Here is a 22866-nt window from a genome sequence, read left to right on the forward strand (position 1 = left end):
GCCGTTCGGGCGCGAGGTGGGCGCTGACCGGCGGCGCGAGGTGTGGGGGTCACCCGGGACACCTGCCGAGCATAGTGTGGAGCATGCCCCCCGGATGTGAGTAGGGTCATACTCCAGGACGCCGCAGCAGCCGAGGCCGCGGCCAGTAGCGCGCCACCACCCGCCCCCAGATGTCCGCCCCACCGTACGCCCGCGAGTCGTCAGTGATCAACGGATTGTCGCCCACGAGCCACCAGCCCTCCGCGATCGGACCAACCGCCCGCTTGACCACCAGCAGGTCGGGACGACTCCGAAAGACCGCGACCACCACATCACCGGCCCGGATACCGCGGTCCCCACGGCGCACCAGCACCGCGTCGCCGTGCCGGAGCGTCGGCACCATGGAGGGACCCGTCACCAGGACGGCGGAGAGCGGCCACCGGGCAGCCGGCGGCAGGCACGGCGGGGGCGCGGGCATCCCGTTCACCTCCACCAGGTACGGCGTGCAAGTAATGTCGTGCTCGATCATCGCAAACTTCCCAGGAGGCTCCTGATGCGACTTCCACGCATCCTCACCCCCCGAGTGACCGCCAGCGCCCACTGCGACCTGCCATGCGGCGTCTACGACCCGGCGCAGGCCCGGATCGAGGCCGAGTCGGTGAAAATGATCTGCGAGAAGTACCAGGCCAACACCGACCCGGAGTTCCGCACCCGCGCCATCCTGATCAAGGAGCAGCGAGCCGAGCTGGTGAAGCACCACCTGTGGGTGCTGTGGACCGACTACTTCAAGCCGGCCCACTTCGAGAAGTACCCGCACCTGCACCTGCTCTTCAACGAGGCCACCAAGCTGGCCGGGGCGGCCGGCGCCAAGGGTGCGACCGATCCGGCGAAGGCCGACGAGTTGCTGCAGAAGATCGACGAGATCTCGAAGATCTTCTGGGAGACCAAGAAGGCGTAGGCGCAACGTCAATGGCGACGGCCGGCGCGTCCGCGGAGGTGCCGGCCGTCGCCGTGGTAACCGAGTCGGTGGTACCGGGTAGAGTCCCTGGCGGGGCGCTACCCCCGTTCGGGGTAGCGGGCGCCCCGGGGGGATGACACGTGACTCCGACGACCAGCCAGCCCGCCAGCGACGACGTGGTGCATCTGACCGTACCCGCGGACGGCGGCTACCTCAGCGTGCTCCGCACGGCCACCGCCGGGCTCGCGGCACGGCTGCAGTTCGCCCTCGACGAGATCGAGGATCTCCGCATCGCGGTTGACGAAGCGTGCGCCATGCTGCTGTCGATCGCCACCCAGCCCGCCGAGCTGGAGTGCCGGTTCTCCGTAACCGAGGATGCACTCGCCGTCGAGGTCACTGTGCCAACTCCCCGTGGTGCGCGCCTGCCGGCCGAGTCCTCCTTTGCCTGGAAGGTGCTCACCGCACTGACCACCTCGGCCGCCGCTACCACTGACAGCGACCGCGCGACCATCTCCCTGCTGACCCGTCGCGTCGCCGGTTAGGTCCGGATCCGTCGCCGGGCTGGGACCGGGTTGGCAGGTCGACGCAGAACCACCCGCTGCATCGGCGCCCAGCCCCACGCCGGGTGTGCCGGCGCTGGCCCATGACCGGACGACGCAACCGCCAGCACCCTTACTCGAAGCCGAGCGCACGGGTCGTCGGGGTGCTCAGCAGCAGGGCGGTGACGCCGAGGCCGAGTGCCATCAGTGGTCCGCCCAGCCAACCGAGCCCGCCCTGGATCATGAACCATCCGATCGGTAACAGCATGAGCTGAAGCACGATCGACGGAGCCCGCGCACCCGTCCGACGCCGGGCGAGCGCCCCACCCAGCGCCCAGAGCGCGGCCGCCGCACCAGCGGCGAACCCCGTCAGCAGCAGCGCGGACGCCAGGTCGACGGTGGGCGCCGCGAGGTTGGCCCAGAGCAGCCAGCCGGCGATCAGACCGACGGCGACCGCCTCGCCGCGCAGCATCAGGACGGCCCACCGGAGCGGGCCGGGAATCTGGTTGGAGGCGATCGTCACGCGGCCACGATACCGGTGTCGCCACGCGGTACAGTGCCGCCCATGCGGGCCGTCCTGGTGGTCAACCCCAAGGCCACCACCACCAGCGAGCGCAGTCGAGATGTCCTGGTCCGGGCGCTACGCAGTGAAGTCGACCTGTCGGTGCGCTACACCCGACGCCGGGGGCACGCCACGACGTTGGCCCGCCAGGCGGCTGAGGAGGGCGTCGACCTGGTCGTCACGCTCGGTGGCGACGGCACGGTCAACGAGGTCGTCAACGGCCTGATGTCCGCGCTGCCGACGACGGAGGCGGCCGAGGGATCGCCGGCCGAGCAGTTGCCCGCCCTGGCAACCGTGCCGGGCGGTTCGACGAACGTCTTCGCCCGCGCTCTCGGCCTACCCCGGGAATGGCCGGACGGCGCCAGCATGATCTTGGAAGGGCTGCGGTTGGGCCGACACCGCACCATCGGCCTGGGCCGGGCAGATGATCGCTACTTCACCTTCTGCGCCGGTTTCGGAGTCGATGCCGCGGTGATCCACCGAGTGGAAGGGTCCCGCCGACGCGGACAGGTCTCCACGCCCAGCCTGTACTTCCGATCGACCCTCGCCCAGTACTTCCTCGCCTCGGATCGCCGGCACCCCGCAATCGCCCTCCAGCGGCCGGAGCAGCCCACCGAGGAGCAGCTCGCCACGGTGATCGTCCAGAACACCGCGCCCTGGACGTACCTCGGCGATCGGGAGGTGAACCCGAATCCGGAGGCATCGTTCGACCTCGGCCTAGACGCGTTCGCCCTACGGCAACTGCGGGTGACCAGCACAACACGGGCGATCACTCAATTCTTCGGTCAACAGCCGGGTCCGCACGGCAAACAGGTGCTCCGACTCCACGACCTGACCGAGTTCACCTTGGTCGCCCGCCGCCCGCAGGCGTTCCAGCTCGATGGCGAGTACCTGGGCGAGCGCGAGAAAGTCGAATTCACCGCCACGCCCGCGGCAGTGCGAGTAATCTGCTAGCTCTCGGGTACTCCCCTCGGTTGAGCCGGCCCGTCGGATGACGATTGGCGCCACGTTGGGGTGAGTGACGGAAATGTCAGCAAAATCAGCGCCGCCGTACTATATTGATCCCCGACTGTGGTACTCCGAGTATCCGGAGCCTCAGGCAAATCAGGACAAACAGGCTGTGGGCTTGCTCACCGCACGGAGTTTTCCGAGCGTCACCCTTGACATCGCGAGCGTTCGTGAAAGTATTCACAAGCGACTTGAGTTTCCGGGACATTGCCTGGATACGCTCAGCAAAATGAGCGGTTCCAGCAGGTCTACGGGGCCAACAGCCTGCTCACGCACTGCCAGCAAGCCGGGCGCGAACCGTTACGGCCGGCGCTGCGGATGCATATAGCAAGCCATCTGCCACCCATCCAGAATGAGGAGTGTTGCCGCCATGGACTGGCGTCACCATGCTGTCTGCCGCGACGAGGACCCGGAACTGTTCTTCCCGATCGGGACGTCCGGTCCGGCCCTCCTGCAGGTGGAGCAGGCCAAAGCCGTCTGCCGGCGCTGCCCGGCGACGGACCAGTGCCTGCAGTGGGCCCTCGAGTCCGGCCAGGACGCAGGCGTCTGGGGCGGGATGAGCGAGGAGGAGCGGCGCGCCGTGAAGCGTCGCGGCGGCCTCCGGGTGCTGCGCGCTCACACCGCCTGACCACCAGCCAAAAACGGAACGCCCCGGTCGGTCCACCCGCCGGGGCGTTCCGCTGCCCGGTCGGTGTCAACCACGACCCACTACCACCTGCCCACCCACCACGACCCGCTACCACCAGGCGACACACCAGGGCCTAACCGAACGCCGCGTCAACCCGGCGAAGGACCAGGTCGACCAGTTCGGGAGCGTCCGCGAGCGGGGCCGCCACCGCCACCGCACCGGCCTGGCGGGCAGAGACGGTCACCGCGTCGTGGAACAGCCCGGGTGCCAGGAAGTACGCGGCCACAGCCACCCGTCGCGCGCCCCGAGCTCGCAGGCGGTTCACCGCCACACCAGCGGCGGGCGGGGCAGCCGAGGCGTAGGAGACCCGAGTCGGAACGCCCAGGGCCGCCCGCAGCGATGCCGCCACCCGCCCCACCGAGGCGCGGGCGACCGGATCCCGGGTACCCGCGGCGGCCAGCACCAGCCCGTCGTAGCCGCCGGGCTCCGCCTCGGCCAGACGGCGGCGCAGCCCGGCCAACAACGCCGGATCGACCCTCCGGACAGCGGGACCAAGCACATCGGTCACCCGTACCGCCAGCTCGGGAACCATCTGGCGGACCCCTGCGACGGCCGCTGGAATGTCCACTCGCCGGTGATACGCGGCGGTCAGCAGCAGCGGCACCAGCACCACCCGGGGGAAGCCCGCGCCGGCCAAGGCCTGCAACGCCTCCGTAGGCCCGGGGCGGGTGTGGTCCAGCCAGCTCGGCACCACCCGACGGCCAGGCCGAGCGGCGGACACCGCCGCGGCCAGCGCCCGCGTCGCTGCGGCGGCCCGTGGGTCCCGACTGCCGTGCGCGACCAGGAGCACCGGGTCCCCATGGCCCCCGGGCGCACTCAGCCGTGCAGGCCGCACTCGGCCTTCTCGAACATCGCCCACCGGCCGGCCCGAGCGTCCTCCCCAGCCCTCGTCCGCCGGGTGCAGGGCCAGCAGCCGACCGAGCTGTAGGCCCGGCCGAACAGTTCGTTGACCGGTACGTCCCATTGAGAGATGTACGTCTCCACATCGGCCTGCGTCCACGCCGCGATCGGGTTGACCTTCACCTTGCCCCGACGCGTGTCGAAGGTCACCACCGGGGTGTTCGCCCGGGACGGCGAGTCGTCCCGGCGCAGCCCCGTGGCCCACGCGTCATACCCCACCAGGGCCCGCTCCAGCGACTCCACCTTGCGCAGCTGGCAGCAGTCATCCGGGGAGCGGTGGAACAAGCGCGGTCCGTACTCGCCGTCCTGCTGGCCGACGGTCAGCCGAGGTCGGATCGAGCGGACGTTCACCGGCATGGTGCGGGAGACCTGGTCCCGAACCCGGAGCGTCTCCGGGAAGTGCAGACCGGTGTCCAGGAAGACCACGTCAACGCCGGGCGCGACTCGGGAAACCAGGTGGACGAGCACCGCGTCGGCCATCGAACTAGTGACGCAGAACCGATCTCCGAACCTCTCAACCGCCCACCGAACAACCTCCAGCGCCGGTGCGCCCTCCAGCTCCCGGCCAGCCTCCTCGGCCAGCGTGCGCAGCTCCTGCCGATTCGCGTCGGCAGCGGCCGGTTCGGCAGCGGCCGGTTCGCCGGCCCCGACCAGGCCGAGACCGGCCGCCCAGACGAGACCGCTCACCGGATCACCGCCTTCGCCAGCAGGCCCTGCAGCCGTACGGTGAAGACCCGGGCGCAGGCGTGACACGCCCAACCGCCGTGTCCCGTCTCACTCGGCCGCAAATCCTCCTCACCGCAGTACGGGCAGTACAGCGGGGCAGAACGGGTGTCACTCATCGGAGCTCCCCCTCCTCGGCGCGGATCACCCAGCTGGCGAACGTCTCGCCGTCGGTCCGGCCAGCCAGGTAACGCCGGGCCAGCTGCTCCACGTACTCCGGAAGCCGCGCCGCGGTGACCTTCAGGCCGCGCGGCTTGCGGCCGAACCCCGCGGCCCGGCCCTGCGTCATCCCCAGACCACCGCCGAGATGCACCTGGAAGCCCTCCACCTGGCGACCGTCCTCGCCGACCATCAGCTGGCCCTTGAGGCCGATGTCGGCAACCTGAGTACGGGCGCACGCGTTCGGGCAGCCGTTGAGGTGGATCGTGATGTCGGCGTCGAAGTCCCGCAGCCGCTCCTCCAGCCGGGCCACCAACTCCTCGCCCCGCGCCTTGGTCTCGACGATGGCCAGCTTGCAGAACTCGAGGCCGGTGCAGGCCATGGCCCCACGCCGCCAGGCCGATGGCCGGGCCGACAGGCCGATCTCGCCCAACGCCCCGATCAAGGACTCCGTCCGATCCGGCGGCACGTCCAGGACCAACAGCTTCTGGTAGGGAGTCAGCCGAACGCGGCCGCTGCCGTGCGCCTCGGCCACGTCGGCGAGCCGGGTGAGCAGTTCACCCGAAACCCGGCCGACCACCGCAGCGGCCCCAACATAGCTGCGCCCGTCGCGCTGCTCGTGCACCCCGATGTGGTCGATCTGCTGCGCCGGCAGCTCGGCCGATGGTCCGTCCCGCAGGGCACGGCCCAGGTACTCCTGCTCCAGCACCTCCCGGAACTTCGCCGCCCCCCAGTCGGCGACCAGGAACTTCAGCCGGGCGCGGTGGCGCAGCCGTCGGTAGCCGTAGTCGCGGAAGATGCCCACCACCCCCGCCCAGACGTCCGGCACCTCGTGCAACGGCACCCACACACCGAGCCGCTGGGCGAGCATCGGGTTCGTGGAGAGGCCGCCGCCGACCCAGAGGTCGAAGCCGGGGCCGTGCTCCGGGTGTACCACCCCGAGGAAGGCGATGTCGTTCGTCTCGTACGGGGTGTCCACCAACCAGGAGATCGAGGACTTGAACTTACGGGGCAGGTTGGAGTACTGCTTGTCGCCGACGTAGCGACGGACGATCTCGTCGATCGCCGGCGTCGGATCGATCACTTCGTCCCGGGCCACGCCAGCGACCGGGCTGCCGAGCACGATCCGGGGGCAGTCACCGCAGGCCTCCGTGGTCTGGAGGCCGACTGACTCCAGTCGACGCCAGATCTCCGGCATGTCCTCGATCCGGATCCAGTGGTACTGGATGTTCTGCCGGTCGGTGAGGTCGGCGGTGTCCCGGGCAAACTCGCGGGAGATCTCGGCCACCACCCGGAGTTGGGCCACGGAGAGCTGGCCGCCGTCGATGCGTACCCGGAGCATGAAGAACTCGTCCTCAAGCTCGTGCGGCTCCAGCACGGCGGTACGCCCACCGTCGATGCCGGCCTTGCGTTGCGTGTAGAGGCCCCACCAGCGAAACCGACCCCGCAGGTCCTGTGGGTCGATCGAGGCGAAGCCCTGGTGGGCATAGATGTTCTCGATCCGGGCTCGGACGTTCAGTGGGTCGTCGTCCTTCTTGATCCGCTCGTTGACGTTGAGCGGTTCGTGGTAACCGAGCGCCCACTGGCCCTCCCCACGGGGCCGACGGGGAACCCGGACCGATCGGAGCGTGGGGTCCTCGGGCCGGGCCGGATTGCTGAGCGCCATCGTGGCGTCCTCCGTTGTCTCCGGTGCCTCGTGACCGCTGCGCCGAGCGCGGTAGCTGCCCCGGCGACACGGGCTGGGGCCGGGGCTGAGTAGCCGGCGCAGAGCGCCCGAGACAGCTGGGTCGGGCGTCGTCAGTGAGCCGGACAGATCGCGCTGCGCACGCGGCCATAATCGACGTGGCGACGGGCCACGAAGTGGCGAACAACGGCGGCAGCCATGACGTTATGCTGCCACGGCGTCACCGGAACAGCCAAGGTTCGCGTGCAGCATCCCACATCACGGTCGGCGGTGTTCCCGTCCGGCCTCCCCGGGGGCCGGTGCTGTGCGAGGCTCAGCGACATGGGCGCGCGAACCGTGCCGCAGCCGCCGGTGTGGCTGCCGCCGGCGCTGCTGGCGCTCGCGGTCACCCTCACCGACGTGGCCGGAGCACAGCTCTGGCGAGACGAGTTGGCGACGTGGAGCGCCGCCACCCGCCCGCTCGGCGACCTGGTCCGGCTCGCCGGCACGATCGACGCCGCAACCGGGCCCTACTACCTGCTGATGCACCTGTGGGTGGCCGGAGCGGGCGATTCGGTGGCCGCCCTGCGGCTGCCGGCCGTGCTCGCCATGACCACCACCGCGGCCCTGACCGCGCTCCTCGGCGCACGCCTGTACGGCCGGCCGGCCGGGCTGCTCGCCGGCCTCCTCTTCGCGTTGCTTCCCAGCACGTCCCGGTACGGGCAGGAGGCCCGCCCGTACGCGCTGGCCACCGTCCTCGCCGTCCTGGCGACGCTGGTGCTGGTCACCGCCGTAGCTCCGTCGCCCGAGGGCCGGCGGACCGGAGATCGGATCCGCTGGGCCGGTTACGCCGCTGCGCTGGCCGCGCTGGGCCTGACCCACCTGGTCGCGCTCACCCTGCTCCCGGCACACGCGGTGGCGGTGCTTGTTGCCAGGCGGCGGCACCCCGACCGACGCATCCTCGGACCCTGGCTGCTCGCGCTCGTTCCGATGGTGCTGCTGGTCGGTCCGCTGGTCTGGGTCGCCCATGGCCAGCACGCCCGCCAGCTCGACTGGGTGGACCCCGCCCGCCCCGCCGATCTCGCCGCGCTGGCCGGCGGGTTGACGCAGAGCGGGGTGGTCGGGGGCCTGCTGGTCGGGCTCGCTGCGCTCGGCGCCGCAACGGTGGGGCGGTCGGCGCTGCTTCCCGGGTTGGCGGTGCTCCTACCGGTGCTGTTGGTCTTCGCCGTCGGCGTGCTTGTCCCTCTCTGGGTGCCCCGCTACCTGGTCTTCGTGGTGCCCTTCGGCTGTCTGCTCGCTGGCGTCGCCCTGGCCGGGGTGCCGTTTCTTCCCGCGCTGACCATCGTGGCCCTGGCTGGGACGCTCGGTCTGCCGGCCCAGGCGGCGCTGCGGCGGACCCACGAGTGGCCTCGTTCGGCGGTGGTCGACTACGCCGGGGCGGCCGAGATCGTGGCGGACGGACAGCGCCCCAGCGACGCGGTCGTCTACTCGCCCCGGGAGAGCTGGCTCTTCCTCGACCTGGGCCTGGCCTACCACCTGGGCGACAACCGTCCCCAGGACGTACTGGTCACCGCCAGCCCCGCCCGCCGGGGTGACCTGTGGGCCGCCGAGTGTGCCCGCCCAGCACCGTGCCTGACCGATGCGGACCGGGTCTGGCTGGTGCTGGCCGGCCGGCACGACGACCCGCTCGCCGCCGTGCCCGGCGCGAAGGGGGAGGCGCTGCGCGACGGACGGATGGTCGAGCAGGTCTGGCACCCTTCCGGACTGACCGTCGCCCTGGTACGCCGCTAGCCGGCGCCGCACACCGGGATGGTCACAGCCGGTCGAGTGGAAGGACGAGCAGCGCCTCGGTTCCTCCGCTGGCGCTCGTCCGCAGCTCGATCGTGCCGCGCAGCTCCCCGGTGACCAGCGCGCGGACGATCTGCAAGCCGAGACTGCCGCCGCGTTCAGCGTCGAAACCCGGCGGCAGTCCACCACCGTTGTCGGCCACCGACACATGCAGGATCTTGCGAAAGCGGTGGGCCGAAACCACCACCTCGGGGGAGGAACCGGCGGCTCCCGGCTGCTCACCAGCCTCTTCATCGGCGGGGAACCCGTGCTCGACGGCGTTCAGCAGGAGCTCGTTGAGGACCATCACCAGCGACGTGGCGAGCTCGGCGGGGAGCACACCGAAGCTGCCCTGACGGCGCATCCGGACGGTCGACTCGGTGGCCGCCACCTCGGTCGCCGCGCTCGCCACCCGGTCCACGATCCCGTCGAACTCGACCACCTCGTCGTTGGACATGGAGAGCGTCTCGTGTACCAGCGCGATCGAGGCGACCCGGCGGACCGACTCCTCCAGCGCGATCCGCGCCTCCGGCATGGCTACCCGGCGGGCCTGCAGCCGCAACAGGGCGGCGACGGTCTGGAGGTTGTTCTTCACCCGGTGATGGATCTCCCGAATGGTGGCGTCCTTGGTCATCAACGCCCGGTCCCGGCGCCGGACCTCGGTGACATCACGGACCAGCACCAACGCGCCGATCGGTACTCCGGCGGGGATCAGCGGTAACGCCCGGGTCAGCATGGTCGCCCCACGCGCGTTGATCTCACGGCGCGGCGGCGCCTCACCCCGAAGCGCGGCGAGCGCCGCATTGGCCGCGTCGGTCCCCTCCAGTGGGTCGTCGGCGAGGCGCCGGTGCAGCGCCGTGAGGTCCTCCCCCACCAGGTCCGAGGCGTAACCAACCCGCCGGTACGCCGACTGCGCGTTCGGGCTCGCATACGTCACCCTGCCGCCCGCATCCAGCCGGACCAGCCCGTCGCCGACCCGGGGAGCCGAGGTGGTCTCCCCGGGAAGCCGGGGCGGCGGGAAGGTGCCGTCGGCGAGCATCTGCGCCAGGTCGTCCGCCGTGGTCAGGTAGTTCAGCTCCAGTTGACTGGGAGTCCGGGCGGTCGACAGGTTGGTGTCCCGGCCGACCACGGCGATCACCTCGGCCTGCTCACCGTCGGCGGCCCGCAGCCGAACCGGGATCGCCTCGTGCCGCGCGGGCACGTCCCCGTACCAGACCGGATCGCCCTCCCGCCAGATCCGGCCCCGCCGATAGGCGACCTCCAGGTGGTCCACCTCCGGACCACCGGTGAGTCGACCTACCTGATCATCCTGGTACGCGGTGGGCGCGGTGGTCGGTCGAACCTGGGCCACGCAGAGGAACGTCCCGTCCTCGCCCACCGGCACCCAGAGCAACAGGTCGGCAAAGGACATATCGGAGAGCAACTGCCAGTCGCCCGCGATCCGATGTAGATGGTCGATGTCAGCAGGGCGTAGCTGGGTGTGCTCGTCGGCGAGGTCGCGCAGCGTTGACACCCGCCCAGCCTGCCACGCCAGCACTCACATCGTCGCGGTGACCTTCTTCAGGCCCCGGGGCGCGTCCGGGTCCTCGCCTCGGGCCAGCGCGAGCGCCAGGGCCAGGCGCTGCAGCGGCAGGATGTCCAGCAGCGGCGCATACCGCTCGTCGACCTCGGGAACGGCGATCCGCGTCGTGGAGGGCACCTCCGCCGAGCCGACCACCACCACGTCGGCGCGGCGCTCGCCGAGCCGTGGCAGCACCTCCCCCATCGCTTGACCGCCGGGGCCGGAGCCGACCACCGCCAGCACCGGCACATCCGGATCGGTCATAGCGAGCGGACCGTGCAGCAGATCGGCACCGGAGAAGGCGAGCGCCGGTAGGTACGAGGTTTCCATCAGCTTCAGCGCGGCCTCCCGCGCCGTCGGGTACGCGTACCCCCGGCCGGTCGTCACCAGCTGCCCGGCGAACCGGTACCGGGGGGCGAGCTGGGCGGGCGTCGGGTCGGCGAGGGTACGCGCGGCGAGTTCGGGCAGTGCGTCGAGGGCTGCCCGCTCGGCGGCCGGCAGCACGCCGTCACCGGCCCGAATGCCCTCTACCAACATGAGCAGGGCGAGCAGTTCAGCCGTGTACGTCTTGGTGGCGGCCACTGCCCGTTCGTGCCCGGCGGCGATGTCCACGCTCAGCTCCGCCACCTCGGCCAGCGGCGAGTCGGGCGCGTTGGTGACCGCGAGGGTGAGCGCGCCGGAGTTCCGGGCGGCCCGCAGCACCTCGGTGAGGTCGGGGGAGCCGCCGCTCTGGCTCACGCCGACCACGAGCGCGGCGGAGAGGTCCGGGCGGGCGCCGTACGCGGTGACGGAGCTGGGCGAGGCGAGCCCGGCGGGCAGACCCAGCCGGATCTCGGTCAGGTAGGTGCCGTAGAGCGCAGCGTGGTCTGAGGTGCCGCGAGCCGTGAACACCACGTGCCGCGGTCGGTGCTCGGCGATGGCGGCGGCGACCTGGGCGATCGGCCGGGCACGTTCGGCGGAGAGCAGGCGTGCGTACGTCGCCGGCTGCTCGTCAATGTCGGCGGCCATGCCGGCCCCTGGACGCGTCACAGAAACTCCTCCTGATGCGCGATTCCCGCGCGTTTGTGTTCAGTCTTGCACTTTTCAGCGCTGAATAGCAACACAACGAGCAGGAGCGCCCGACCATCGCTAAAAATCCTCACTATCACCTACGCTGACCGACCGGAGCGCTTACCACCATGTCGGGAGAAGAACGTGTCCCCGGACAAGCGAGACCTGCCGGCGGCGGAGGAACTGACCCTGGCCCGACTAGCCCTTACCGAGGGTGACCTGGCGCACGCCGCCACCCACATCGCGGGGGCGCTGGCGCAGGCGCCGACCCTGCCCGAGGCCCACGAGTTGCTCGCCCGGCTCGCTGCCGTCGACGGCGACGGGCTCGGCCTCTTTCCCCTGCACCAGAACGTCTTCGTCGGGACCGTGGTCGCCCGGGCCCACCTACTCGCCGCTGCCGGCCGTCCCGCCGAAGGGCTGGACCTGCTCGTCGCCGCCACCGGCTACGCGCCCACCGCACCATGGGCGGAGGTGCCCTGGGTGACCGCCCCCGACCTCGCCGAACGCCTCGGGCCGGAGCGCACCGCCCAGATTCTCATGCAGGTCTGCGCCGCGACCGCGGATCCGGTCCCCCGGGCCGGCCAGGCCGCCCTCACTCCATACCTCACGTTGGCCCGCAACGCGGTGACGGCGCACCACGGACACGCGCTGCTGTTCGGGGCCGCCTCCGCACTGGCCCGTCGGCTCGGCGAGGTAGCGCTTGCCGTCCGATGGGCGTCCCAGGGGCTACGCGCCGAGCCGTCGAAGATCGGCGAGGTGTGGCTCGGGTACGCCCTCCGAAGCGCGGGGCGGATCCGAGAAGCCCTCGCGGCGCTGGAACGAGCCGTTGAGCACGACCCGGACGACCTGGCCGTCTATGCCGACATCGCCGGCACCCTCGCCGACCACGGACGGCTGGACGAGGCCCTCGACTGGATCAACCGGGCGCTCGCCCGGGACCCGACGTTCGACTGTGCGGTGCACACCGCACAGCGGCTGCGTTTCCAGCGCGACGGCGATGTCGCCCACCTGATCGCGCTGGCGGATTTCGTCCGGGAGCATCCCGAGGACACCCACGAGCACACCGACCTCGCCGAGTCCTGCGCCGGCCAACCCTGGCTCGGACAGATCACTCCGGCCGCCGGCCCCGCTGTTGACGCGCTCCGGGCCAACCATGCCGGCGGTCAGCTGGGAGCCAGCGTCCGGCTCGGGTCGCCGGTACCACCGAGTGCCCTGCACACTCTCACCCGAGCCGTGCCCGGCCTGCGAGTCCAGCTGGCGCACGGTCCGGGCCCTGACCCACGCGAGCCCCGACGAGCGGTTGACTGGCACCTGTGGCGGCACGACGGCACGCCCGCCGTCGAAGCCCCCTCGCCACTGGCAGCCGAGCACCTCCGGCAGTTCGTGCATCCGGCGTGGCCCCATCCCCCGGCGGCGTACGACGCCGCCGTGGCCCTGGCCACCCTGGACCTGACCGACCTACTCGGTCTGCTGGCCCATCCGCCAGCGACCCCACCGACCGCGCTGGGCCGGGTCCTCGACGAGCAGGACCCGTCCCTCTGGGTCCGCAGCGTTCAGGTGTGGGCCTGCCTCGGGCTGCTGCATCACCGCACCGACGAGCCGTGGCCGGCCTCCACCCGCCGGGCGGTGCTTCTGGACCTCGCCTGGGGTGTCGAGGACTGGGCCACCGAGGCCGCACTCTTCGCCCTGGTCACCCTCGCCTGGGTCGACCCGGCGGTCCGCCCCGAGGTCGCCGCGGTGGTCGCCGAGAGACTCGCCGACGCGGTCGAGGTGGCGCGAACCCGTCCGGTCCCGATCGCCAGGTCCCTGGCGCACCTGGCACTGGCGACCCCGGACCTGACCCCGGAGTCCCGAGCGCTGGCCCAGACGTTGACCGATGGCCGGCCGCCGGTTCCCGCGCCGCCCGGCCGACTTCGCCACCTCTGGCGACACATCACGGCCATCTTCCGCCGCCCCTGACCTCGCCGGGTCGACGCGGGTCAGCGATCGACATCCGGGCGCTGGCGCTCCGCCTCCCCCGCCGGTACCGAGATGTTCTCGGTACGCAGCGGAATCTCCCTGATGAGCCAGGCGAACACCGGCACCACGAGGGTGAACAGCAGGGCCCACAGGAACACGTGCGAGACCGCGTCGGCGAGGCCGCCGAGGACCAGTTCCCGGAGCGTCTCCGGTAGCTCCCGAAGCTTCACGAGGTCCATCGCCGTCCCGGCCTCACCGCCGCCGAATATCCCGCCGGCGGGGGAGTCGGACAGCCGGCTGGCGAAAACGGCCCCGAAGAGCGAGATGCCGAACGATCCGCCGATCGAGCGGAAGAAGGTCGCCGCGCCGCTGGCCGCACCCAGGTCACGTTGGTCAACGCTGTTCTGCGCGATCAGCATCGTCGTCTGCATGAGAAAGCCCATGCCGACGCCGAGCACGAGTAGGTAGAGCGAGGACTCCACCACGTCGGTCTGCGCGTCGAGCCGCGTCAGCAGGACCATCGCCGCGCTCATCACCACCCCGCCGATGATCGGGAAGGCCCGGTACCGGCCGGTCCTGGTGATCGTCCGCCCCACCAACAGCGATACCACCAGCATGCCGAACATCAACGGCAGCAGGAGCAACCCGGATTCGGTGGCTGAGGCGCCCTGCACGGTCTGCTGGTAGAGCGGCAGAAAGCTCATCGCCCCGTACATCGCGAAGCCGAGCAGGAAGCCGATCACCGAGATCAGCGCGAAGTTGCGGTTGGCGAAGAGCGAAAGCGGCAGGACCGGCTCAACCGCCCGCCGCTCAACGACCCCGAAGGCGGCGAGCGAAGCCAGCGCGAGAACGATCAGGCCAACGATCTGCGGAGAACGCCAGGCGTACTCGTTGCCGCCCCACGTGGTGATCAGCACGATCGCGGTGATGCCGACCGCGAGCAGCGCGGCACCGAGCCAGTCGATCCGGTGCTCGGTACGGTGCCGGGGCAGACGCAGGGTGGCGACGAGCAGCACCAGCGCGGCCCCGCCGAGGGGCAGGTTGACATAGAAGGCCCAGCGCCAGGAGAGATGATCGGTGATGAAGCCACCGACCAGCGGGCCCGCCACCAGGGCGATCGCCATGATCCCGGCGATCATGCCTTGGTAGCGGCCCCGCTCGCGGGGCGGCACCAGATCGCCGATGATCGCCAACACGCCGACCATCAGGCCACCCGCACCGAGGCCCTGCACCGCACGGAAGGCGATCAGCTCCGCCATCCCGTCGTCCGGTCCGCCGAGCAGGCGGGAGCCCGCCATGCCGCAGAGCGCGGACCCGAGCAGGAAGATCACGACCGAGGTCAGGAAGATCGGCTTCCGGCCGAAGAGATCACCGAGCTTGCCCCAGATCGGTGTGGAGACGGTCGTCCCGAGAACATAGGCGGTAACAACCCACGTGAAGTGGTCCAGCCCGCCGAACTCACCCACGATCCTCGGCAGGGCGGTGCTGACGATCATGTTGTCCAGCATCGCCAGCATCATGGCGATCATCAGGCTAAAGAGCACGACCCGGATGTTCGGTCGCGTCGGCGCCTGGGTTGCCTGGGCCATACGTTGCTTCCCCCGAGGTGGTGAGCTTACTTGCCGACCGGCTAGTCCGCTTACTAGCCGTACGGTAAGTTGGGGGGCGACGACGGTCAAGCGGGCTAGGTGATGGCAGTGCAGGAGAGCACAGGCGGCACACGGGAACGGATCAAGACCGTCGCCCTGGAGCTCTTCACCGAGCAGGGCTACGAGAAGACCTCACTCCGGGAGATCGCCGAACGGCTCGACGTGACGAAGGCGGCGCTCTACTACCACTTCAAGAGCAAGGACGAAATCGTCAACAGCTTCGTCGAGGACCATCTCGACCGGCTGGACGACCTCGTCGCCTGGGCCGAGGCACAACCTGCCACATTGACCACCCGACGGGGCATCATCAGTCGCTACGCGGACACTATGCTCGCCGGGCGACAGCCGTCGGTGATGCGCTTCTTCGAGCAGAATCAGACGGCGTTACGGAGTCTCGCCGCCGGCCAACGGATACGAGAGCAGATGTACCAGCTCGCCGACCTGCTCTGCGGCGGTGCCACCTCCCCTGAGGCCCAACTCCGGGCCCTCCTCGCGCTCTTCTCCGTACACAGCAGCTGGTTCGGGGTACGGGCTCCCGGCCTGACCGACCAGGAGCGCAAGGAGGTCGCCCTGAAGGTCGCCGACGAGCTCATCGCCGCCATCGACCCACGCCCGACCGACGACCTCCGCTGGCCCCAACCGCGGACTCAGGCGGGAAGCGAAAGCCGCAGCCCACGCAGGAGCACATCGGCCGCCGGAGACCAGTCCAGCTCCGGCGCCCGAATGAACCCCCGCCGCTGATAAAGCCGCTGCGCCGAGGCGGCAAGGCCGTCTCGGATGCAGATCACCAGAGCGGAGCAGCCCAACTCGGTCGCCCGCGCCACGCACGCCTCCACCAGAGCTGCGCCAACCCCCCGCCCCTGCGCGGCCGGGTCCACAGCAAGCATCCGGAACTCCGCCTCACCGGCTCCAGAAAGCTCGGCATAACGGGTACCAGGCAGGACGAAAAGGACCGAACCGAGCACGGCGTCGGTGCTGGTGTCCACGGCAACCAGCACCTCACCGTGCTCCACCCGAGTTTCCACGTCGGCGAGCACAGCCGCGTACCCGTGCTCTCCCTTGAGCTGCCCGTCCGCCTCGTAGGCGGCGACCGTCAGCCGGGCGACCGCGGCATGGTCAGCCGGCTCGACGGGGCGTACCAGGACGCTCAACCGATCACCGCGATCAGATCGCCGTCCTGCACCACGTCTCCCTCGTTGACCGCCAGCTCCTGCACGACACCGTCGGACTCGCTGACGACCGGGATCTCCATCTTCATCGACTCCAGGATCACCAGCGTGTCCCCCTCGGACACGGTGTCCCCGGCCGATGCGACGACCTTCCAGACGTTCGCCACCATCTCGGCGCGGATCTCCTCGGCCATCTCCACAGCCCTTTCTCTCGCGACTGTCCTGCCGACGTATCCAATCATGAGCCGGGTCGGGGCGGGGCGGCCACGCCAGGACCAAATCCACAGGCGCCCACACGCCCGGCCCCCCGGGCACACGGACCGAAGCAGCGCGTAGCCCCTCACCGGCGCAGTGACGCGGGCCGGGCCCGCCGGCCGACGGCAACGGCACTAGGGTCGGACGCGTCCGGTTCGCGCCGCGGCGGTCATGCCGCCGGGGCGCCCACCAACCACGAGGAGGTCACCATGGCCAAGAGGGCCCGGAAGAAGAAGGCCCGCAAGAAGAGCGGGGCCAACCACGGCAAGCGCCCCAACTCCTGAGCCCTCGCCGCGACCAGGCCCAGCAGGCTCGGTCAGCGGGGACGGCGGTGGCCCGGACCGAGATCGGTCCGGGCCACCGCCGTGTCACCCAGGTCAGTCAGCCAACTCACGCGACTCGCTACTGCCGAAAACCACAAGTTCGGCGAGCTTGCTGCGAAGCCGCTCGCGAAGCTGGTCGGGAGCGGTCTCGTTACCGCAGCAGCGGGCCACGAGCGCCTGGACCTCCTGCTCGATTCCGTATTCGCGAAGGCACGGCCCGCATTCGTCGAGGTGGTGCCGGATCAGCGTGCGCCGCTCCTCGGCGCACTCCAGGTCCAGGTACAGGTAGACCTCCGCCAACACCTCACGGCAGTCCGTCTCATGCGGCTCTCCGCAGCTCACGTCACACCTCCCGGCCGGTCGATCCCTTGGCCGACGACGCAGAGCTGAAGCCCCGCTCGGCCGCATACTGCTCCAGCAGATTGCGCAGATTACGACGACCGCGGTGCAGGCGCGACATCACTGTGCCGATCGGCGTACCCATGATCTCGGCAACTTCCTTGTAGGAGAAGCCCTCGACGTCGGTGAGGTAGACCGCCAGGCGGAACTCCTCCGGTAGCTGCTGGAGGGCCTGCTTGATATCGCTGTCCGGCAACCGATCCAGCGCCTCCGTCTCTGCGGAGCGCAACCCGCTGGAGGTGTGCGACTCGGCCTCAGCGAGCTGCCAGTCGGTGATCTCGTCGGTCGGTGCCTGGATCGGCTGCCGCTGCCGCCGCCGGTAGGAGTTGATGTAGGTATTGGTCAGGATTCGATACAGCCAGGCCTTCAGGTTGGTCCCCTGCTCGAACTGGTGAAAGGCCGCATACGCCTTCAGGTACGTCTCCTGGACCAGGTCCTCGGCATCCGCCGGGTTGCGGGTCATCCGCAGGCCAGCAGCGTAGAGCTGGTCAACGAAGGGCATCGCGTCCCGCTCGAAGCGGGCCCGGCGCTCGTCCGTCTTCTCGGTGGTCAACCGCACATCCCCTCGGGTCGGATGTTTCCTCGCCGAGGATACGTGGAACCGCTCACCGACAGATTCACTTCCGCCCAGGTGCCCGCCCGGGACCCGGGCTGCCGACGTCTCCGCCGGCCAACTCGGTCCCTCCAGCAGGCGGTGCAGCCGCCGCGTGTCCCGATCGTCCCACTCCCGGGCCTGCGTCTCGATCGGCACCGGCCACTCCCCTCGTCGGAAAAGTCGTCCGCGGGGTGTAACGCAGGTTGGCGGGGCAGGAATTCCAGCCATCGGCCCCCCTTCCCTGGTCCCGGCCCGACCTCGGCGGGGACCGGAGCTGGGACCAGGAAGGGCCCGGGAGGACCGGCGCCGCTGCCGGGCTGCGGCAGGCGGCGCCATCCAAAGCAACGAGATTCTCCCGCCGCGGTCACGCCTCATCGGCGCAGTCGGACGATGCGGACCCAAGCGGCGACCGATCCGGATGGCGGGTCCAGCCACCGGCCCGCAGCCAGTCGAGGACGACCGCCGCCGCGCCGATCGGATCCTTGCGCAGCTCATGCCGCTCCCCCGGCCGGGTGATAACCCGCACCGTGGGCACCGCGGCCACCGGCACCCCGAACGGGTCCCGATCGCCGTTCACCACCAACGTTGGCACACTGGCCGGCAGCTCAGCAGCGCGAGACCGCTCCGGTCGCCCCGGTGGATGCAGCGGAAACGCCAGGGCCACCACGCCGACTGCCCCGACCGCCTCGACGGTACGGCAGGCCACCCGGGCACCACTGGATCGGCCGCCCACCACCAGTGGAACCCCGGGACACCGCGCCCGAAGCGCGGACAACACCAGCGTCCAGGCCGCGTCGAGCTGCCGGGCGGGCGCGGGCGCACGCCGCCCCGCGAGCCGGTAGGGCTGCGTCACCCGGGCAACGATCAGACCAGCGGCCAGCGCGGCGTCGCGGAGCGCGAGCAGGTCCGACGCATCCACTCCGCCGCCCGCCCCGTGACCGAGCGCCAACAGAGCGGCCGGCGGACCGACCGGCCGGTCGAGGTCCAACCCCGCCGGCCCGTGTGGGGTGATGATCTCCTCGGTCGGCGACACGGAACCATTCTGACCGTCGCGCCACCGCGCCAACCACGCGGCCGCGCCGGCCCTCACCGACCGAGCGGCACCGGGGTCAGCCGCCGGCCCCGGACCAGCGGCCGGGCAGCGTCGGTTACTCCCGGCTGAACCTCGCCGCGCCAGGCGACCAGCATGGCCCGGCGCTCACGTGGGGTGGTGCCACCCCAGACGCCATAGCAGTCGCCGACCTCCAGCGCCCATGCGAGGCAGGCCCCCTGCACATCGCAGGTGTGACAGAGCGCCATAGCGGCGTCTGCGGGCTCGTTGGGCGCCGGAAAGAAAGTTTCCGGGTCGACGCTCTGGCAGAGGCCTCTGGTACGCCATGCTTCGTCCCGCTGACGCTCGTGCAGGGCCCGCAACAGGCGTGTGTCACGTCGTGCAGCAGCCACCTCGTGTGGACGGGGCATCCGTGCCCTGGTCATCCACCCACCTCCCCCGTGGGACCGGAAATCTAGGGCGCCTCGCCGCATGCGAATCGACGCCTACCACCGGCGCTCTGGTGTATCGCACTTTTTGACGTCGATACAAGAGGTAGCGGGAAAAAGTTGAATTACCCAAAAAAGTTTTGCTCTTAAAGCCGACAAATCGCCTGACTCTCAGTCGTCAATACGTCAGAAGAGCGTCTCCTCCCCGGGCCCGCTACCACGCCGGCGTGGCACCGCCGCGGTGACCCGTTCCACGAGGCTCGGACCGTCATTACGAACATTGCCAACCGCCGGCCCAACCGGACGAATCTCCAGCCCGGCCAGCCACTCCAGCGACGGCGGCGCGAGCAGGTCGACCGGGCTGTCCGTGGACGCCAGCCAGGCACCCCAGCGCTCACGGGGCAACAACAGCGGCATCCGGTCGTGCACGTCGGCCAGGTCACCACGGGCGGGGGTGGTCACGATGCCGCAGGTGAGCAACGGACCGCCCGGGCCCTCCCACACCGACCAGATGCCGCCGAAGACGACCGCCGAGCCATCCCGAGGAGTCAGGTAGTACGCCTGCTTACCACCCGGGTGGCGAACCCACTCGTACCAGCCGTCCGCCGGCAGCAGACAGCGGTGGCGGGCGAAGGCACGAGCGTACGCCCGGCTCGTGGCCACCGTCTCGGCCCGAGCATTGATCATGCGAGCAGCGCCGGCCAGGGACCGCGACCACGCCGGGACAAAGCCCCAACGCCCCAGCGACAGCACCCGCTGGCCCGCCGCGGTGGCCTGAACCAACGGCACCGGATCGGTGGGAGCGACGTTGTAGTCTGCGCCGAGCCGACCACCCGTTTCGTCGTACGACTCGAACATCGCACTCAGGTCCCCCGCGGACCGGGTCGTCGCGTATCTCCCGCACACACCGGACACGCTAGCGCCCCAACCGGTCGCCCGCCGCCCCGCGGACGGGGCGGACAACCGGGGTAGCCGACAGTGACCGTTGGTGAAGACGGCAGAATGTAACCGTGGGACATCTGACCGCTACCCGGCCGCTGCGGCCGTGGACCGCGCCGACCGCCTCGGACCCGGTCTCGACGACGCTGCGCCTACCCGGCTCCAAGTCACTCACCGCGCGTGCCCTGGTGCTCAGCGGCCTGGCTACCGGCCCGTCGACAATCGCTCGGCCCCTACGAGCCCGGGACACCGAGTTGATGGCCAACGGACTGCGGGCGATGGGTGCACACGTCTCGATCAGCGACGACGAGCGTTGGCTGGTCCGGCCGCACCCCCTGGTCGGACCAGCACACATCGATGTCGGCCTCGCCGGCACGGTGATGCGCTTCCTGCCCCCGGTAAGCGGCCTCGCGGACGGCCGGATCACCTTCGACGGCGACCCGCAGGCCCGCCAGCGTCCGCTCGGACCGCTCCTGGACGCCCTGCGCCGCCTCGGCGTCCGGATCACCTCGCCGGCCTCCGGGAGCCTGCCGCTGACCGTGCTCGGTAGTGGCACCATTCGCGGCGGCGAGGTCGTGATCGACGCCAGCGCCTCCAGTCAACTCGTCTCCGGGCTGCTCCTGGCTGCCCCGCACTTCGACCGAGGGGTGGTCGTTCGACACGTCGGCCCGCCGGTGCCCTCCGCGCCCCACCTGCGGATGACGGTGCAGATGCTGCGGGCCGCCGGTGCCGCCATCGACGACACCACCCCCGATGTCTGGACGGTGGAGCCGGGCCCACTGACCGGCCGCGGCTGGGAGATCGAGCCGGACCTCTCCGGTGCGGTCCCCTTCTTCGCCGCCGCACTGGTCACCGGCGGAGAGGTGACCGTGACCGGCTGGCCGGGCGGCAGCGTTCAACCGGTCGAGCGGCTCCGCGGGCTGTTACAGGCGATGGGGGGCGAAGTGTCGCTCTCCACCACCGGGCTGACCGTCCGGGGCACCGGCTCCGTGCACGGCCTGACCGCCGATCTGTCCGACGTGAGTGAGCTGACCCCAGCGCTGACCGCACTGGCGATGCTCGCCGACTCTCCCTCCCGGTTTACCGGGATCGCGCACATCCGGGGGCACGAGACCGACCGGATCTCGGCGCTCGCCCGTGAGTTCAGCGCCCTCGGCGCCGACCTCACCGAATCCCACGACGGGTTGGCGATCCGGCCCCGGCCGCTTCACGGCGGAGTGTTTGAGACCTATCACGACCATCGGATGGCGCACGCCGCCGCGATCGCCGGGCTGGCCGTGCCCGGCATCGAGCTGAGCGACGTCGCCTGCACCTCGAAGACAATGCCGGAATTCCCGGCACTATGGTCGGCGATGGTGACCGGCAAGAGCTGAGGGGAGCTGTCCTGGCAACCAGACGGCGGGAGTACGACGAGGACGACGTCCGGATTCGACCCGGCCGGTCCTCACGCCCACGTACCCGGAGGCGTCCGCGCCACGCGGACGCGGTCGAGGGGTTCGTCACCGCCGTGGACCGAGGGCGCTACACCTGCGTACTGGCGGACGCCGACCCGAAACAGGCACCGGTCACCGCGATGCGAGCCCGGGAGTTGGGCCGCAAGTCCGTTGTGGTGGGCGACCGGGTCGGACTGGTCGGCGACACGTCCGGGACTCCCGGGGCACTGGCCCGGATCGTTCGCATAGCCGGCCGTAGCTCGGTGCTGCGACGCACCGCCGAGGATGACGCGACCACCGCCGAAGGGCGACTGGAACGGGTCGTCGTCGCCAACGCCGACCAGCTCGTGATCGTCAGCGCGCTGGCCGATCCGCCGCCCCGGACCGGCTTCATCGACCGCTGCCTGGTAGCCGCGTACGACGCCGGCATCGCGCCGCTGCTCTGCCTCACCAAGGCCGACCTCGCCGGGCCGGAGGAGGTGCTCGGGTACTACGCCGAGCTGGAGCTGCCCCATGTCCTGATCTGCCCCGACTCGACCCTGGACGGGCTACGCGGCCTCCTTGCCGGACGGATCTCGGTGCTGGTGGGGCACTCCGGGGTAGGTAAGTCGACACTGGTCAACCGCCTGGTCCCCGCGGCCACCCGGACAGTTGGCCAGGTCAGCGCGATCGGTCGAGGCCGGCACACGTCAACCAGCGTGGTGGCGCTACAGCTACCACCGGTCGCCGATTCCGCCGAGGGCTGGATCATCGACACCCCGGGAATCCGCAGCTTCGGGCTGGCCCACGTCTCCGCCGAAAGCCTCCTGCACGGCTTCCCCGACCTCACCGAGGGGGCGGCCGACTGCCCGGCGAACTGCCCACACACCATCGGTGAGCCGCTCTGCGGGCTGGGCGTCCGGGTCACCGCCGGCCAGGCCGACCCGCGCCGGCTGGCCTCGTACCGGCGGCTCCTCGCCTCGCGCGCAGGCGAGAACGAGCCACGTACCAAGCCCAGTTCCCGACACCCGGGTAACCCGTCGACGGGGATCTGACCAGACCGGCACTAC

The 22866-nt window shown here is 70.7% G+C and carries 26 protein-coding genes; 10 read left to right on the plus strand and 16 right to left on the minus strand.

Features of this window, described 5'->3' with window-relative positions; genetic code table 11:
- Positions 1–106: 106 nt before the first annotated feature.
- Positions 107–508, minus strand: a complete 402-nt coding sequence (locus tag STROP_RS18575) for a S24/S26 family peptidase (protein WP_012014902.1) — start codon at positions 506–508, stop codon at positions 107–109.
- Positions 509–532: 24 nt separating this feature from the next.
- On the opposite strand from STROP_RS18575, the gene sodN reads away from it, so the two are divergent.
- Together sodN and STROP_RS18585 are read left to right on the plus strand one after the other, a co-directional pair.
- Positions 533–937 (plus strand): superoxide dismutase, Ni, encoded by a 405-nt coding sequence (sodN, locus tag STROP_RS18580; protein ID WP_012014903.1) that lies wholly within the window; start codon positions 533–535, stop codon positions 935–937.
- A gap of 140 nt (positions 938–1077) precedes the next feature.
- Complete coding sequence (locus STROP_RS18585) at positions 1078–1479, plus strand: ATP-binding protein (RefSeq protein ID WP_012014904.1); 402 nt, start codon at positions 1078–1080, stop codon at positions 1477–1479.
- A gap of 130 nt (positions 1480–1609) precedes the next feature.
- Here the strand turns inward: STROP_RS18585 and STROP_RS18590 are convergent, their stop codons facing one another.
- Positions 1610–1999: a hypothetical protein gene (locus STROP_RS18590; RefSeq protein WP_018830638.1), complete on the minus strand. Its 390-nt coding sequence runs from the start codon at positions 1997–1999 to the stop codon at positions 1610–1612.
- A gap of 42 nt (positions 2000–2041) precedes the next feature.
- On the opposite strand from STROP_RS18590, the gene STROP_RS18595 reads away from it, so the two are divergent.
- Together STROP_RS18595 and STROP_RS18600 are read left to right on the plus strand one after the other, a co-directional pair.
- Positions 2042–2992, plus strand: coding sequence for a diacylglycerol/lipid kinase family protein (locus tag STROP_RS18595; RefSeq protein ID WP_012014906.1), 951 nt, complete (start codon positions 2042–2044; stop codon positions 2990–2992).
- A 424-nt stretch (positions 2993–3416) separates the two neighbouring features.
- A complete protein-coding gene (locus STROP_RS18600; protein WP_012014907.1) occupies positions 3417–3674 on the plus strand; it encodes a WhiB family transcriptional regulator in 258 nt (85 codons plus the stop codon).
- A 133-nt stretch (positions 3675–3807) separates the two neighbouring features.
- Here STROP_RS18600 and STROP_RS18605 read toward each other — a convergent pair whose 3' ends face one another.
- From STROP_RS18605 to STROP_RS18615, 4 genes are read right to left on the minus strand one after another with little or no spacing between them, the layout of a single operon-like run.
- The gene (locus tag STROP_RS18605) at positions 3808–4569 is read right to left on the minus strand and encodes a sirohydrochlorin chelatase (protein WP_018830640.1); all 762 of its coding nucleotides are present in this window, start codon (positions 4567–4569) and stop codon (positions 3808–3810) included.
- Positions 4551–5321: a phosphoadenylyl-sulfate reductase gene (locus STROP_RS18610; RefSeq protein WP_012014909.1), complete on the minus strand. Its 771-nt coding sequence runs from the start codon at positions 5319–5321 to the stop codon at positions 4551–4553. The genes STROP_RS18605 and STROP_RS18610 overlap by 19 nt, the downstream gene beginning before the upstream one ends.
- Entirely contained in the window at positions 5318–5476 is a 159-nt protein-coding gene (locus STROP_RS25240) for a hypothetical protein (RefSeq protein ID WP_018830641.1), read from the minus strand. The genes STROP_RS18610 and STROP_RS25240 overlap by 4 nt, the downstream gene beginning before the upstream one ends.
- On the minus strand, positions 5473–7182 hold the full coding sequence (locus tag STROP_RS18615; RefSeq protein ID WP_012014910.1) for a nitrite/sulfite reductase: 1710 nt from the start codon (positions 7180–7182) through the stop codon (positions 5473–5475). The genes STROP_RS25240 and STROP_RS18615 overlap by 4 nt, the downstream gene beginning before the upstream one ends.
- A gap of 339 nt (positions 7183–7521) precedes the next feature.
- On the opposite strand from STROP_RS18615, the gene STROP_RS18620 reads away from it, so the two are divergent.
- The gene (locus tag STROP_RS18620) at positions 7522–8970 is read left to right on the plus strand and encodes a glycosyltransferase family 39 protein (protein WP_043535469.1); all 1449 of its coding nucleotides are present in this window, start codon (positions 7522–7524) and stop codon (positions 8968–8970) included.
- Between the two features lie 22 nt (positions 8971–8992).
- Here STROP_RS18620 and STROP_RS18625 read toward each other — a convergent pair whose 3' ends face one another.
- Both STROP_RS18625 and STROP_RS18630 read right to left on the minus strand, forming a co-directional pair.
- Positions 8993–10519 carry a sensor histidine kinase gene (locus STROP_RS18625; protein ID WP_026275137.1) on the minus strand — a complete coding sequence of 509 codons (1527 nt, stop codon included), beginning with the start codon at positions 10517–10519 and terminating at the stop codon, positions 8993–8995.
- A gap of 24 nt (positions 10520–10543) precedes the next feature.
- Positions 10544–11575, minus strand: coding sequence for an SIS domain-containing protein (locus STROP_RS18630; protein ID WP_012014913.1), 1032 nt, complete (start codon positions 11573–11575; stop codon positions 10544–10546).
- Positions 11576–11761: 186 nt separating this feature from the next.
- On the opposite strand from STROP_RS18630, the gene STROP_RS18635 reads away from it, so the two are divergent.
- A complete protein-coding gene (locus STROP_RS18635; protein WP_012014914.1) occupies positions 11762–13576 on the plus strand; it encodes a tetratricopeptide repeat protein in 1815 nt (604 codons plus the stop codon).
- 20 nt (positions 13577–13596) lie between these two features.
- Here the strand turns inward: STROP_RS18635 and STROP_RS18640 are convergent, their stop codons facing one another.
- Positions 13597–15165, minus strand: a complete 1569-nt coding sequence (locus STROP_RS18640; RefSeq protein WP_012014915.1) for an MDR family MFS transporter — start codon at positions 15163–15165, stop codon at positions 13597–13599.
- Positions 15166–15267: 102 nt separating this feature from the next.
- Here STROP_RS18640 and STROP_RS18645 point away from each other — a divergent pair, with 102 nt between their 5' ends.
- Positions 15268–15966, plus strand: coding sequence for a TetR/AcrR family transcriptional regulator (locus tag STROP_RS18645; protein ID WP_037331266.1), 699 nt, complete (start codon positions 15268–15270; stop codon positions 15964–15966).
- Here STROP_RS18645 and STROP_RS24250 read toward each other — a convergent pair.
- Positions 15873–16376: a GNAT family N-acetyltransferase gene (locus tag STROP_RS24250; RefSeq protein ID WP_012014917.1), complete on the minus strand. Its 504-nt coding sequence runs from the start codon at positions 16374–16376 to the stop codon at positions 15873–15875. The two genes, STROP_RS18645 and STROP_RS24250, sit on opposite strands and share 94 nt — an antisense overlap.
- Positions 16373–16594, minus strand: coding sequence for a biotin/lipoyl-binding carrier protein (locus tag STROP_RS18650; protein WP_018216856.1), 222 nt, complete (start codon positions 16592–16594; stop codon positions 16373–16375). Before STROP_RS18650 ends, STROP_RS24250 begins: the two co-directional genes overlap by 4 nt.
- A 264-nt stretch (positions 16595–16858) precedes the next feature.
- On the opposite strand from STROP_RS18650, the gene STROP_RS26395 reads away from it, so the two are divergent.
- Positions 16859–16933 carry a 50S ribosomal protein bL37 gene (locus STROP_RS26395; protein ID WP_413540577.1) on the plus strand — a complete coding sequence of 25 codons (75 nt, stop codon included), beginning with the start codon at positions 16859–16861 and terminating at the stop codon, positions 16931–16933.
- A 93-nt stretch (positions 16934–17026) separates the two neighbouring features.
- Here STROP_RS26395 and rsrA read toward each other — a convergent pair whose 3' ends face one another.
- The 5 genes from rsrA to STROP_RS18675 form a co-directional block, all read right to left on the minus strand.
- Positions 17027–17314 (minus strand): mycothiol system anti-sigma-R factor, encoded by a 288-nt coding sequence (gene rsrA, locus STROP_RS18655; protein WP_012014919.1) that lies wholly within the window; start codon positions 17312–17314, stop codon positions 17027–17029.
- Between the two features lies 1 nt (position 17315).
- Entirely contained in the window at positions 17316–18122 is an 807-nt protein-coding gene (locus STROP_RS18660) for a sigma-70 family RNA polymerase sigma factor (RefSeq protein ID WP_018830646.1), read from the minus strand.
- A 208-nt stretch (positions 18123–18330) separates the two neighbouring features.
- Entirely contained in the window at positions 18331–18999 is a 669-nt protein-coding gene (locus STROP_RS18665; protein WP_026275139.1) for an alpha/beta hydrolase family protein, read from the minus strand.
- 53 nt (positions 19000–19052) lie between these two features.
- Positions 19053–19442 carry a WhiB family transcriptional regulator gene (locus tag STROP_RS18670; RefSeq protein WP_012014922.1) on the minus strand — a complete coding sequence of 130 codons (390 nt, stop codon included), beginning with the start codon at positions 19440–19442 and terminating at the stop codon, positions 19053–19055.
- Positions 19443–19631: 189 nt separating this feature from the next.
- Positions 19632–20351, minus strand: a complete 720-nt coding sequence (locus tag STROP_RS18675; protein ID WP_037331267.1) for an SOS response-associated peptidase — start codon at positions 20349–20351, stop codon at positions 19632–19634.
- A gap of 104 nt (positions 20352–20455) precedes the next feature.
- On the opposite strand from STROP_RS18675, the gene aroA reads away from it, so the two are divergent.
- Complete coding sequence (aroA, locus tag STROP_RS18680) at positions 20456–21757, plus strand: 3-phosphoshikimate 1-carboxyvinyltransferase (protein ID WP_012014924.1); 1302 nt, start codon at positions 20456–20458, stop codon at positions 21755–21757.
- Complete coding sequence (gene rsgA, locus STROP_RS18685; RefSeq protein WP_012014925.1) at positions 21727–22851, plus strand: ribosome small subunit-dependent GTPase A; 1125 nt, start codon at positions 21727–21729, stop codon at positions 22849–22851. The genes aroA and rsgA overlap by 31 nt, the downstream gene beginning before the upstream one ends.
- The last annotated feature ends 15 nt before the right edge of the window (positions 22852–22866 follow it).

Origin of the sequence: Salinispora tropica CNB-440 (genome assembly GCF_000016425.1) — a bacterium.
GTDB classification, from domain to species: domain Bacteria; phylum Actinomycetota; class Actinomycetes; order Mycobacteriales; family Micromonosporaceae; genus Micromonospora; species Micromonospora tropica.

Bases quoted from the DNA above. Each gene is read 5' to 3' on its own strand.
- STROP_RS18670 (WP_012014922.1), bottom strand. From the start codon at position 19,442: ATGACCAGGGCACGGATGCCCCGTCCACACGAGGTGGCTGCTGCACGA.
- STROP_RS18615 (WP_012014910.1), bottom strand. From the start codon at position 7,182: ATGGCGCTCAGCAATCCGGCCCGGCCCGAGGACCCCACGCTCCGATCG.
- STROP_RS18575 (WP_012014902.1), bottom strand. From the start codon at position 508: ATGATCGAGCACGACATTACTTGCACGCCGTACCTGGTGGAGGTGAAC.
- STROP_RS18595 (WP_012014906.1), top strand. From the start codon at position 2,042: ATGCGGGCCGTCCTGGTGGTCAACCCCAAGGCCACCACCACCAGCGAG.
- STROP_RS18630 (WP_012014913.1), bottom strand. From the start codon at position 11,575: ATGGCCGCCGACATTGACGAGCAGCCGGCGACGTACGCACGCCTGCTC.
- rsgA (WP_012014925.1), top strand. From the start codon at position 21,727: ATGGTCGGCGATGGTGACCGGCAAGAGCTGAGGGGAGCTGTCCTGGCA.
- STROP_RS18620 (WP_043535469.1), top strand. From the start codon at position 7,522: ATGGGCGCGCGAACCGTGCCGCAGCCGCCGGTGTGGCTGCCGCCGGCG.
- STROP_RS18600 (WP_012014907.1), top strand. From the start codon at position 3,417: ATGGACTGGCGTCACCATGCTGTCTGCCGCGACGAGGACCCGGAACTG.
- STROP_RS25240 (WP_018830641.1), bottom strand. From the start codon at position 5,476: ATGAGTGACACCCGTTCTGCCCCGCTGTACTGCCCGTACTGCGGTGAG.
- STROP_RS18645 (WP_037331266.1), top strand. From the start codon at position 15,268: ATGGCAGTGCAGGAGAGCACAGGCGGCACACGGGAACGGATCAAGACC.
- STROP_RS18640 (WP_012014915.1), bottom strand. From the start codon at position 15,165: ATGGCCCAGGCAACCCAGGCGCCGACGCGACCGAACATCCGGGTCGTG.
- sodN (WP_012014903.1), top strand. From the start codon at position 533: ATGCGACTTCCACGCATCCTCACCCCCCGAGTGACCGCCAGCGCCCAC.